16 protein-coding genes are annotated in these 11,459 nt (G+C 32.1%); 12 read left to right on the top strand and 4 right to left on the bottom strand.

The features are described 5' to 3' along the window. The 3 genes from CVD18_RS19360 to CVD18_RS19350 form a co-directional block, all read left to right on the top strand. The coding region (locus tag CVD18_RS19360; RefSeq protein WP_146052798.1) for an IS3 family transposase at positions 1-502 on the top strand (502 nt) is incomplete at its 5' end. A 375-nt stretch (positions 503-877) separates the two neighbouring features. Further along, a complete protein-coding gene (locus CVD18_RS19355) occupies positions 878-1,954 on the top strand; it encodes a Fic family protein (RefSeq protein WP_103867156.1) in 1,077 nt (358 codons plus the stop codon). Positions 1,955-2,301: 347 nt separating this feature from the next. After that, a complete protein-coding gene (locus tag CVD18_RS19350; RefSeq protein WP_103867155.1) occupies positions 2,302-3,798 on the top strand; it encodes a Fic family protein in 1,497 nt (498 codons plus the stop codon). Between the two features lie 164 nt (positions 3,799-3,962). Here the strand turns inward: CVD18_RS19350 and CVD18_RS22785 are convergent, their stop codons facing one another. From CVD18_RS22785 to CVD18_RS19340, 3 genes are read right to left on the bottom strand one after another with little or no spacing between them, the layout of a single operon-like run. After that, entirely contained in the window at positions 3,963-4,133 is a 171-nt protein-coding gene (locus CVD18_RS22785) for a hypothetical protein (protein WP_158250512.1), read from the bottom strand. Between the two features lie 31 nt (positions 4,134-4,164). Further along, on the bottom strand, positions 4,165-5,553 hold the full coding sequence (locus CVD18_RS19345; protein ID WP_146052860.1) for a DUF5689 domain-containing protein: 1,389 nt from the start codon (positions 5,551-5,553) through the stop codon (positions 4,165-4,167). 16 nt (positions 5,554-5,569) lie between these two features. Then, positions 5,570-6,112, bottom strand: coding sequence for a hypothetical protein (locus tag CVD18_RS19340; protein WP_103867153.1), 543 nt, complete (start codon positions 6,110-6,112; stop codon positions 5,570-5,572). 153 nt (positions 6,113-6,265) lie between these two features. Between CVD18_RS19340 and CVD18_RS19335 the strand changes: the two genes are divergently transcribed. The 4 genes from CVD18_RS19335 (at position 6,266) to CVD18_RS22780 (ending at position 8,520) form a co-directional block, all read left to right on the top strand. After that, entirely contained in the window at positions 6,266-6,964 is a 699-nt protein-coding gene (locus tag CVD18_RS19335) for a hypothetical protein (protein ID WP_103867152.1), read from the top strand. Between the two features lie 393 nt (positions 6,965-7,357). Next, positions 7,358-7,582, top strand: coding sequence for a hypothetical protein (locus tag CVD18_RS19330; protein WP_103867151.1), 225 nt, complete (start codon positions 7,358-7,360; stop codon positions 7,580-7,582). Between the two features lie 257 nt (positions 7,583-7,839). Beyond that, positions 7,840-7,974 carry a hypothetical protein gene (locus tag CVD18_RS23420; RefSeq protein ID WP_255409474.1) on the top strand — a complete coding sequence of 45 codons (135 nt, stop codon included), beginning with the start codon at positions 7,840-7,842 and terminating at the stop codon, positions 7,972-7,974. Between the two features lie 372 nt (positions 7,975-8,346). Further along, positions 8,347-8,520, top strand: coding sequence for a hypothetical protein (locus tag CVD18_RS22780; RefSeq protein ID WP_158250511.1), 174 nt, complete (start codon positions 8,347-8,349; stop codon positions 8,518-8,520). Here the strand turns inward: CVD18_RS22780 and CVD18_RS19320 are convergent, their stop codons facing one another. Continuing rightward, a complete protein-coding gene (locus CVD18_RS19320) occupies positions 8,521-8,994 on the bottom strand; it encodes a hypothetical protein (protein ID WP_103867149.1) in 474 nt (157 codons plus the stop codon). A gap of 82 nt (positions 8,995-9,076) precedes the next feature. On the opposite strand from CVD18_RS19320, the gene CVD18_RS19315 reads away from it, so the two are divergent. From CVD18_RS19315 to tssD, 5 genes are all read left to right on the top strand, one after another. Further along, a complete protein-coding gene (locus tag CVD18_RS19315; RefSeq protein WP_103867148.1) occupies positions 9,077-9,298 on the top strand; it encodes a hypothetical protein in 222 nt (73 codons plus the stop codon). 24 nt (positions 9,299-9,322) lie between these two features. Beyond that, the gene (locus CVD18_RS19310; protein WP_103867147.1) at positions 9,323-9,589 is read left to right on the top strand and encodes a hypothetical protein; all 267 of its coding nucleotides are present in this window, start codon (positions 9,323-9,325) and stop codon (positions 9,587-9,589) included. A 351-nt stretch (positions 9,590-9,940) separates the two neighbouring features. Continuing rightward, positions 9,941-10,336 (top strand): hypothetical protein, encoded by a 396-nt coding sequence (locus CVD18_RS19305; RefSeq protein WP_103867146.1) that lies wholly within the window; start codon positions 9,941-9,943, stop codon positions 10,334-10,336. Positions 10,337-10,590: 254 nt separating this feature from the next. Next, a complete protein-coding gene (locus CVD18_RS22775) occupies positions 10,591-10,761 on the top strand; it encodes a hypothetical protein (protein WP_158250510.1) in 171 nt (56 codons plus the stop codon). A gap of 213 nt (positions 10,762-10,974) precedes the next feature. Then, positions 10,975-11,459, top strand: a 485-nt coding sequence (gene tssD, locus CVD18_RS19300) for a type VI secretion system tube protein TssD (RefSeq protein WP_146052859.1), incomplete at its 3' end; no start/stop codon positions are given.

The following is an 11,459-nucleotide window of genomic DNA, read 5'->3' as shown; positions in this document are numbered from 1 at the left end:
AGAGAAGTGGGTCTCTGATATTACCTATATCAAAGTGGCAGGTCAATGGAACTACTTGACTATAATTATGGATCTAGCAGATAGAAAAATACTGGCATGGACATTAAGTGAAGATATGACTACAGAAAACACCATCTACAAAACTTGGATAAAAGCTAAAAATAGAAGGCAAATTACTGAAAATCATATATTTCACTCTGATAGAGGTGTGCAATATGCTTCACGTAAAATGAAGCTGATTTTTAATAAAAATAGTACCATCAAACAAAGTATGAGTAGAAAAGCAAACTGTTGGGATAATGCAGTAGCAGAATCGTTGTTTAAAACCATTAAATACGAATGTACCAATAGATATAAATTCAAAAATTATCTTCAGGCATACTCTAAGATAGAAAACTATATCCAGTGGTACAATACACAAAGATTACATTCTTCTTTAGGATATAAAACTCCTCTAGAAGTAGAAATACAATATTGGAAAAATAATAAAAAAGTGGCTTGAGAAAATAGTCCCAAATTTATTAGGTAGTCCAGTTCAACAACGGTAACCGTTGCGCAAACCCATATTTTTAAAGAAAACAACTTTATGTACCCCTCTTTATAGAGAAGTTTTCTTTATTATACCTCCCTTCTTTATAGTTAACTCTGCCTATATTTTACTCATATTCTTCATGATAATAAGTGATATTAAACCTTTTCTATTTTGCTAACTTGTGTAACAGGTACAACATATATACGATAATACAGTAACAGCTTAGAAAAATTGAATGTATAAAATATCTCAAAATCTTATCATTTGTTTTTTATATGTAAAGAAAATTAGAATTTCTTATCAGAGTAATTATCTTTGTAAAGAAAATTAGAATTTCTTATCATTATGAATGATTTCAAACTTGAAAAATTACCTTTATCGAAAGATATTGAGACAAAACGTGTTTTAAAAAAGCTTAATGAAGCTCATAGAGCATTAGCGGAGTTAAAAGGTATGGTTTCAAGTATTCCCAATGAAAGTATATTGATCAATACTCTAGGACTGCAAGAAGCTAAAGACAGTTCTGAAATTGAAAATATCATTACAACTCATGACGACCTATATAAAGCTGAGTTAAATCTCGATGGATTAAAATCATTAGACGCTAAAGAAGTTCAAAACTATATATCTGCATTAAAAACAGGTTACTCCTTAATATCTAAGAGAAATATATTAACAAATAATGATATCATTCAAATTCAATCTGAACTTGAAAAAAATAATGCAGGATTTAGAAAAGTTCTGGGAACTGCTTTAAAAAATACAACTACAGGAGAAGTTGTCTATACTCCTCCTCAAGATTATGAAACTATTAAAAGCTTGATGTCTAACCTTGAGCAATTCATCAATGATGATACTTTATCTGAATTTGATCCAATTGTTAAAATGGCTATTATTCATTATCAGTTTGAGAGTATTCATCCATTTTATGACGGAAACGGACGAACAGGAAGAATAATTAATGTATTATATCTTGTAATGAAAGATTTACTTGATTTACCAATACTTTACCTAAGCCGATACATTATTGAAAATAAGGCTAAATATTACGAATTATTACAAGAAGTAAGAATAACGGGGAATTGGGAAAATTGGTTGATATACATTATAGAAGCTGTTGAACAAACCTCTAAACAGACAATTACACTAATTAAAGAAATTCAAACTCTTATGCTTGAATACAAACACCTAATTAGAGGTAGTTATAAATTTTACAGTCAAGATTTATTAAATAATTTATTTCAACATCCATACACAAAAATTGAATTCATAGAAAGAGATTTAGATGTTTCAAGAATAACGGCTGCTAATTATTTAAACAAATTAGCAAAAGATGGAGTTTTAATAAAACAAAAATTAGGGACAGGGAATTATTATATTAATCATCGACTGTATACGATATTGACAAAAAAAGTACTTTAGTCAACAACGATAACCGTTGCGCAAACCCAAATTTTTAAAGAAAGTGACTTTGTGTACCCCTCTCTATAGAGAAGTTTTCTTTATTATGTCTCCTTTTAAGGTCTTATTTAGAAGTTAAAAAGCCTGTAAAAAGCAAAATATATAGATTCATAGAAAATAAAGGTAACTAACCTAAATATGTCTAAAAAATCTTTTTACCCTAAAAAATATAGATAAAAACGATATTACCCTAGTGAAATAATTTTTACCTCTAAAAATTGGTGTTAAATGAATTTTACCCCTATTTATGCAAAATAAACTATATTTACCCCTGTAAAATGAATTTTACCCCAGTTAATAGAAAATAAATGAAAAAAATAGGATTTACTTGGCTTCAAGAAAGATTAAAAATCAAAGGCTTTCAATTAACTCACGAATCATATATAGGGTCAACTGATAAAATAGAAATAAGCTTAACAAATACAGTAGTACGGACTTTCAAATCAAAATATGATGTAAAAAATGACAATCCAATTTCTCATTTAGAATTTGCTTTAAAATATGATGATTTAAACCTAGCATTCATAAAGGAAGTTTTCTATTCAGTTGAGCATCAAACAATAGCTGACTACGTAAAAGCAAATCCAAATCGAAAATATTCAAGAATAATAGGTTTTCTTTATGAATTCACTGGAGTCAAATCAATAGATGTTGACATAACTATTTCTAATTATGAAGACTTATTAGATTCATCTAAATATGTTACAGGAAGTATTACAAAAATATCTAAATGGAAAATAAATGACAACCTTCTCGGATCTAAAGAATACTGTCCAATAATTAGAAAGACAACAGAACTCAAAGATTTACTTGATTGGGATATTCAAGGTGAAATTGAAAATCTAAAGCATGAATATTCTCCAGAAATTTTTAAACGAGCAAGCTATTACCTATATAAGAAAGAATCAAAATCATCAAGTGAAATAGAGAAAGAAGAGCCATCACAAGACAGAATGGATAAATTCATTGTTTTACTAGAAGAAGCTGGCCAAAAATCTTTTGAAGAATCATTATCAGAAGTAGAATTGGTACGTATGCAAAATATTATTGTTGATCCAAGGTATGTGGATGATGGCTTTAGAAATTTTCAAAACTATGTAGGTCAAACAATGAGGGACTATACACAAAAAGTACATTATGTATGTCCTCCTCCACAATTTGTAAAGTCACTTATGAAAGGACTTATTGACCTAAACAAAAAGAACCCATCAACTGCAACAATTATAAAAGCCACAATGGTATCATTTGGTTATGTATATATTCATCCGTTTGAAGACGGTAACGGAAGAATTCACCGCTTTCTAATACATGATATTCTAGTACGTGATGGCATTGTACCAAACAGTACAATACTTCCTGTTTCAGCTCAAATACTCGCCCATATGGATGAATATGATGCTACTTTAGAGTTACTTTCTAAGTTGATAGAACGAAAAGTAAAATATAACATTAACGATTCTGGTGAAATGTCAGTTAATAATGCATCGGATATAGAAGCATTATTCAGATATCCAGATCTAACAAATCATACTGTATTTTTGGCAAGAGCCATACAATCAACAATTACAACAGATATTCCCGAAGAACTTCTTTTCCTTCAGTGCTATGATGAACTGAAGAGTAACATCCAGAGTATAGTAGATATGCCTGATAAAAAAGTTGATCGTATGATATTGTTCCTTCACCAAAATAAAGGAAAACTTGCAAGTAGAAAACGAAACCTTTACAAAGAGCTAAGTGATATTGAAATTGAGAAAATGGAACAAGCTTATGTTCTGGTATTTGAAAATAAAAATCTAAAATAGAATTAAAAGGCAAAGGCACAATCGAGTAGGAGGATGACGATTCAATAACTGCCACTAGGCCTCACACACCACCTGCCACGCTAGTCTCGTGACAGGCGATTCATCAAATCAAAATTTGCCCCTTATATAAATAGTCTGTTATCATAGAAATATATCCTTTTCTTTTAATACCAGTTATACTTTGAATTTACTTTTACAGTAAATTCAAAGTATAACTGGTATAAGTCTGGATATGATAATGATAGTAGCTCCAAGCATAGGCTTGTCTGGATTACTGCATTTGTTTGGACAGTAATCCTATCAATTCCATTAAGTTTTCCCGTTGTTGAATTCATAATAAAACATGTATCCATCACAGAATCTTCTTTACTTTCCTGTAACTCTAATATTATCAATATGATATCGTGTGGTCGCTCTTGGGTCTCCCCCAATATATCTGTACCCAATACGAATCTTACCTTCTAAACAAGAAAGGCTTATTGGTCCTGCAGATACAATAGGACTAAATGCATTGAGTGGTCCTCTGGAAATAGTTGCATCTAGTTTTATCCATGTGGTGGCAGATGGATCTTCTGTATAATTATTGGTTACAAAAACCTCTAAAATATTACCATTATCATATCCTGCCTGAAGATCAAAATTTAAACCCGCATCTATAACGGTGTTTAAATCAATTTCTGGTGTAATCAACCATGCTTCATATAGACTTTCTTTTGATCTATATCCTGTAATTTGTATGTATTGATTATCTCCAAAATTTCCTATTTTATAAGTTAGCTTACCCCCTGTTGTGTTCTTATTTATCCATCCTGAATCTTCTAAGTCTTTATTTTTGAGATTTGTAAAATCTTCTTCAAATACAGTCAAACTTGCATCAGATACTGATAAGCATTCTAGAACTTCTGGGTCACATCGCGATTCTGTATCAAACACTAAACCTGTTGGATCATTGAGTACTAAATTATATGCATTCCCTAAAAAGTTTTTTGTCAATACTCCTTCAAAACTTCCTTGGTTATTGGGTAACTTAAGCCCTTTAAAACTTGAGAAAGTACTAGTGCTTACTATAGTTGTATTATTAGAAGAACAGCTTTCTATAATACGCTCTCCACTATATTTATCATTATCCTCTGCAGCAAAAGTAAAAGCGTTATTTTCTAAAACCAGATTTTTTGTAAACTGTAGCGCATTTATTTTTACATATAGATTTAATAGTTTATCTGTAAAATCTTCAATTGCAATATCTAATGGAGTTATTGTTACAACTTCTGTAGATCGTATCACTATATCTTCTACATAAAAAGAAGGAATTGTACTAATAGAATTTCCTTCTGCAATACCCAAAGTAGGTACTCCATTTTCTATCCCTAAGGATACCCCTTCTAACTTGATATATATTTTTCTTCCAAGCTCATAGGTTGTGTATAATGGATTAATGTCTATTAGTACTTGTATACCTGCAGAGGGGTTATTACTTTTATCCTGAACTATTAGTTTTTTATAAAAATTACCTGCTTTATCGCTGGATACAATGTATCCTTCTATAAAATTATCCGTTTCTTCAAAAAACACCTTGGCATTCTCTCCATTTGATGCAATCTCTTGCCTCAAAATTCCTAGCACAGCATCTATAGAGATTATTGTGCCTTCAATTTTAGGAGTATCAATAGTGATTGAAGGGGTTTTAAATTCTTCTTCTGAGCAATTAAGGAACATTATTCCTATAAAAAAATAACTTAATCTTTTAGCGTACATATCTTTTTGTTTATTATTAAAATCTTAGATAAATGTTGAAATAGTATGATATACCTGGTCCATAGAAATACTTAGACCCATGAATAGGAGTATCACGTTGTGATTCGGCTAATGCAAGTCTGTAGTTAGCATTTCTGGATTGCTCAAAACCACCTGTTCTATATTCCTGATTAAGAATATTATTTACAGAAGCAAAAAAGCCTATATAATATTTTTTGACTTTCCACGACTTTCCACCTATTGCATTTACCAAGAAATAATCTTCAAATTGTTCTTGTCTTAGCAAATCTTTTGCAATATTCTCATCATAATCATTAAAAGGTAATCCATCAATATCTTGATAAAAGTTTGCTGTTCTTGCAAAAGGACTAATATTAATAAAGGTGTTAGAAAAATGATTTAAAGTTGCACCAAACCACCAAAAATTAGGGTCACGATATTCAAAACCCAGTTGCATTGCTTTCTGTGGTCCTCCTGCAATGCGATATCCTTTGAGCGACGATTTTTTGAAATCCTGTATTCCTTGAACATCTATAAATACATCACTCGTACTTGTCAATGTTAAATTAGGGTTACTATCAAAAGTAAAATCTCATTAACAGCCCATCACCAACACCAATTAACAAATAAAAAATCCTCAGTCTCATAAAACGGGACTAACTATAGCTATTATTGTATTTTAAAACAGTAGTAATCAATAAAATACAAAAACATGTCAAAACAAAATTATGACACCAAGCTTAGTTTACTAGAATCTATGTTATCAGAAGATGCCTTACCACCAAGAACCCCGATAGATGTGGTAGTACAAGAAGCAGAAAATCTATATGTCTGGATACAAGAAGACAAAGAAGCCCTAACCAATATAGGATTAGATTGGGATACCTATGCAGAAGACCTGCCCATTCGTGCAGGAGCATGCAGATACGCACAAGGTGTGTGGATGAAAGAACGATATGACAGAGAAGAAGCCGTAAAGGTATGGAACGTAAAATCACCCGATGCCTTCACCTTTAGAAACGATCTATTGGCAGACCTGCGCTTTGCTTTTCGCAAGCGATCAGACCTCATTGCACGAGTACGAACCATTGCAGGAGGATCAGGAAATGCAGATATGATACAAGATTTGGTAGATATAAGCGTATTGGCAAAAGCAAATACCGCAGAACTTACAACCATCAATTATGATATGACCCGTTTTGATCAAGCAGAGCAACAAGCAGATGAATTGGCAGAACTATTAGGTAGAGCAAATGGGGCGATCCTTGATAATTCTAAAGCCAAGGATACACGAGACAAAGCATACACCCATCTCAAAGAAGCCATAGACGAGATTCGTGATACAGGCAAACACCTATTCAGAAAAGACCCAGAGCGATACCAAGGATATATCAGCAGATATAACCGATAACACCCCCTCATTTTTATAGCAAAGCTATACAAACACTAGTCCGCGCACAGAATATATAGCCCCCAGTAGCTGAGACGCTTTATATAGTTACGCGGACTATCTTTTACCCAACCGGGACACCACAAACTACCGCTGGGGATGAGTAAAACTGCACTGGCGAGCCTCAAACTACCACTGGGGAAGGATAAAACTACACCAGAGAGTCTTATATAAGTTACGCCGACTATCTTTTACCCAACTAGGGACACCACAAACTACCGCTGGAAAGGGGTAAAACCGCGCTGGGACACCACAAACTACCACTGGGAAAAGGTAAAACTGCGCTGAGAGTCTTATATAAATTACACGGACTATCTTTTACCCAACTAGGAACACCTCAAACTACCGCTGGGAATGAGTAAAACTACGCTGGGACATCACAATATACCGCTAAGGAAGGCTAAAACTGCGCTGGGACACCCCAAACTACCCCCTTTTGAGTCTTTGACAATGGACTACAAAGGTAATCTACAAATTACCCCTATCAAACACCCAAGACAAAAGAAAACCCTGCGAACCATAGGAGCAATTACCCTATTTGTTGGTGGGGTAGTTTTGGGTACACAATTAGATAGGTAGCCCCACAATATTTTCACTTTTTATTATTTAAACAGCTGTTAATGATATTTTTATGTATTGAAAGTATTAATATTGCGGTTTTGCAGTAATGCAAAATCAAAAATTCTTACCATCTTGCAGTTATAAATGAAACTATTTATTAATAAAGGAGTTTCATCGCATATGATTGATCTTTATCCATTGCTAACCCCACATGTAGCGTAGGATTTAAAAGAGTTTTGAATTATTTTAGAGTATAACTATTAAAATCTAAAGTAATGAAAAGACTATTTTTAGCAACAATTGTATTGTTAGTAACAAGCTTTATCTATGTGGGCTGTACTCCTGAATCGTTAGATCAAAATGATATCAAACAACTTGATAAAGAAGAACTCGAAGAGAACGATATATAGAGATTTTCTAATAGGTGGATTAATATTATTATCGTCAATATTACCTTATATCCATGATGCAATACCTAGAGGTGTGGGTGAAGGAATCTCTGGGTATTCAAGTTTACGAGTATTATTGTTTGTTGTACTAATTAATTTGTTTGGATTAATAGGTTGGGTTATTGCTTATTTTGAAGCAAGAGGCAAGAGGTATAGATTTGTAATGATAGTTCCTATTATAAACATTACTTATCAAGTATTCATTTATGTTCTGAACTTGAAAAAGACTTCTTTCAATGATCTAAACCTAAAATTCCTTATTACTTTTATGGTAAGTTCATTAGTTTTTCTTTTCTACTTTCTTAGAAAGATTAAAAAAAAGAATCAAGAAATATGAGTCTTAAAAACCTAAAATATGCGTTACTTTTAGACGAATATCGTAAAGAATTAAAAGCAAAGGAAAAGGAAGTTATTAGGGAAGAAATTCGCAAAAACTCAAACATTACTGTTAAAGATATTCTTGATTTACTTGAGAAATCTATTGATAAAATCAATAATACTAAATAGTTATTTTGCTTTTCTTTTTTCAGCTATAATAGTCAAAAGCTCTTCTATTTTATCTAGTAGCTCCCCTTGGTTTAATAATATTCTTGATTGTGATTCTGTTAGAATATCTAAATTTTTCTGTGATACGTCAAAATGAGGTGTTAGTTTTGAAGATAATACTTCTGCAATTTTAGAAAGTATAAAATCGTCTGATGACATTTCTTTATTCTTTTCATCTGAAATATTATTATCCGAAGCACCCTTTATGTCAAAATCTAAATTTTTTTCTTCAATTTTTTCTTCTGGTAAATCATTAAAAAAGTAATAAACATTTTTGTTTATAGCTTTTGAGACATCAAGTAAAAAGCTAACTTTTATTTCTTTTGCTTGTAACTTACTTTCTAGGTTCTGTGGGGAAATACCAAGTTTCTCCGCCACTTCTATCTGTTGGTAGCCAGACATTATAATTTTCGATCTCATATACTCTCCTGTCATGTTTTATAAAGAAAAATGTTTATTATAAAGAAAAATGTTTATATTTGTGTTCGACTATATAAACAAAGTAAGTGTTTTTTGAATGATGAAACAAATAAATAGTTGTTCTAAAAAGAACAAACCACAGTTAAAAGACAAATATTTTTATGGTATAGGTTCATTAATAGCTAAAAGGCTTGGGATTTCAGCTGGATATGTCCGAGATATTTTAAATAACAAATTTCCAAATAGAAAAACTAGAAGTACCAGAAAAATTAAAGAATTAGCAAACGAATTAATGGAAGAAAACAAAAAGTGTTTATAGATAACCCCTCAAAATAAATTAAATATGAAAACAATTGCAAAAAAGGGTCAACAACTAAATCGATTCAGAATTTTTGAAGCCACGGTATTCAACTATTTATTGGTTAATCCCCAGCTTTTTGATACTTGTGTAAATAAACATGCTGGATATGCCTTGTTACTTCGCCTTTGGATAGAAGAAAAATATACCAATGGCAATACAGCCATAGAGGTTGCAGAAATGATACAACAATCAAAACTGTGTATAGAATCGATTAAGTCAGGTAACCCTTTATCTACATCAGTGCAGTAAGTGGTATTGTACCACTAGCAAAAGGAATAAGGGAGTAGTTTTATTAGTTTGAACAAAGATTATATAAATACCCCGTAGTTACTCCTGTACCCTTTTGTAAAAAAGAATAAAAAAGAGAACACCCAAAATTACCCGATTAGGTTTTAAGTTGAGTTTGTGAGTAATTCTGTTCACAGCAAAGGTGCAGGGTACAAAAAGTATATAGCATAGTTTATAGGTCATTATATCTGCATATATGCCAGCGTACCCCTGTGTCTTTGTAAAAAACAGATACCGAGCATCGCATTAATAAACCTTACTAGTCAATGAGGCTATCCAATAATTTTTTATAAACCATCAAAATAAAATACTATGCCATTTCGATTCTTGTCCTCAAAATACACAACAAGCTTTACAGCAACAGGGCTATCAGATAGAGAGTATCTAGTAATAGCTTTAGATACAGTAGATAAACTAAAATGGAAACTTGATTCTTTTCATGATTCAGACTACATAGTAGAAGCTTTAACCAGCTTCTCATGGTTCTCATGGGGAGAAACAATAACCATAAGTATCAACCGTGGTACTATTGATATAGAAAGTAAGTGTACTGATTGGCAAATAACCGATTATGGCAAAAACAAAAAAAATGCAACTCGGTTTATCACAACATTCAATACCATTAAAGAAGAATTATCTACCGCAGATATCAAAACCAGATTAGATCATCTAGACAAGATTATAAAATCAGCCATCACAATAGATTAAAACAGTCACTTGCCCAGCTCTATAAAGCTTGCTTAGTGCGCCACTCAAAAAAAAGGAAATACAAAAAGAAGGAGTAACAGGAATTAATATTGATTGTTGGTTTACAATGTGATAGTATACCAGCAGTAGCTTTTTTTAGAAGTTGATATTGTTCCAAAGGCAAAAGGGAAAACAGGAGTGATTTTTTTATTAGTTAGTATAATGAATACAGTTTTTTATTACTCCTGTACCTTTTTGCGAAAAAAAGTAACGTAATGGAAAAACACGAATACGATATACCTCCCAAGGTTTTTTATGGGATCCTCAATGCGCTAGATGTTGATATAGGCAAATTTGCAACAAACCTATTCAATGACGAACCAAAAGCCGTAACGATCTATGTAAAAATGTACATTTTATATAGAAAATCACAAAACAAAGAATGATAAGAAAAATAAAGTAATAAATATCGAACACCCAATGCAGAACACCGAATATCGATTTCTCAATACTAAATTCTAAATCCTAACTGATGAAAAAAAATTAAAAAAAATACGGCCAGATTACAGATATCTGTAAGGCCACTGTATAAGAGATACTTATATTTGATTTTTGAAAAAAAGAACACACACAAAAACTCTAAAACCTAAAAATACGTTATGTCAACACGTAGTAATGTAAAATTCTATATCGATGGATATAGTGTTCCTGTACTATCATATACAGAACAAGTACACCAACAAACAGATTTTAATGGTATGCCCTCTGCCACACCACAAACAGGTATCTACAGGGTAGTAGTCCCCGATACAGGCAGGTGGACACATCTTTTGGATGATTGGGCACTATCGCGCACCATGAGAAAAGAATGCAAAATAGAAGAACAATCCTTTGATGGCTACAAGATGTTTAAAACACTAGAGTTTCAAGGAGCCTTTTGTATTGAATTACAATATATAGATGGTGGTATAGATGGCCCCATGTATAGTCTATTGATCTCTACACCTATTGTAATTCGCAATGGTGAGGTAGTCATCTCAAAATGGTGGCGCAAAACAGACCCCGCTCTTAGAAATCAAAACATAGCAGAAGAAGTAGCAGAACAAAGAAACCCAGAGATTCTAAAAGGATGGTGGAGCCATGA

Origin of the sequence: Aquimarina sp. I32.4 (genome assembly GCF_002924285.1) — a bacterium.
Classification (GTDB): domain Bacteria; phylum Bacteroidota; class Bacteroidia; order Flavobacteriales; family Flavobacteriaceae; genus Aquimarina.
This window is presented reverse-complemented; position numbering and strand designations above follow the sequence as displayed.

Coding starts and splice junctions, on each gene's coding strand:
- CVD18_RS22775 (WP_158250510.1), top strand. CDS start 10,591: ATGGAAAAACACGAATACGATATACCTCCCAAGGTTTTTTATGGGATC.
- CVD18_RS19335 (WP_103867152.1), top strand. CDS start 6,266: ATGTCAAAACAAAATTATGACACCAAGCTTAGTTTACTAGAATCTATG.
- CVD18_RS19315 (WP_103867148.1), top strand. CDS start 9,077: ATGATGAAACAAATAAATAGTTGTTCTAAAAAGAACAAACCACAGTTA.
- CVD18_RS22780 (WP_158250511.1), top strand. CDS start 8,347: ATGAGTCTTAAAAACCTAAAATATGCGTTACTTTTAGACGAATATCGT.
- CVD18_RS19350 (WP_103867155.1), top strand. CDS start 2,302: ATGAAAAAAATAGGATTTACTTGGCTTCAAGAAAGATTAAAAATCAAA.
- CVD18_RS19330 (WP_103867151.1), top strand. CDS start 7,358: ATGAGTAAAACTACGCTGGGACATCACAATATACCGCTAAGGAAGGCT.
- CVD18_RS23420 (WP_255409474.1), top strand. CDS start 7,840: ATGAAAAGACTATTTTTAGCAACAATTGTATTGTTAGTAACAAGCTTT.
- CVD18_RS19305 (WP_103867146.1), top strand. CDS start 9,941: ATGCCATTTCGATTCTTGTCCTCAAAATACACAACAAGCTTTACAGCA.
- CVD18_RS19345 (WP_146052860.1), bottom strand. CDS start 5,553: ATGTACGCTAAAAGATTAAGTTATTTTTTTATAGGAATAATGTTCCTT.
- CVD18_RS22785 (WP_158250512.1), bottom strand. CDS start 4,133: ATGAATTCAACAACGGGAAAACTTAATGGAATTGATAGGATTACTGTC.
- CVD18_RS19310 (WP_103867147.1), top strand. CDS start 9,323: ATGAAAACAATTGCAAAAAAGGGTCAACAACTAAATCGATTCAGAATT.
- CVD18_RS19320 (WP_103867149.1), bottom strand. CDS start 8,994: ATGACAGGAGAGTATATGAGATCGAAAATTATAATGTCTGGCTACCAA.
- CVD18_RS19355 (WP_103867156.1), top strand. CDS start 878: ATGAATGATTTCAAACTTGAAAAATTACCTTTATCGAAAGATATTGAG.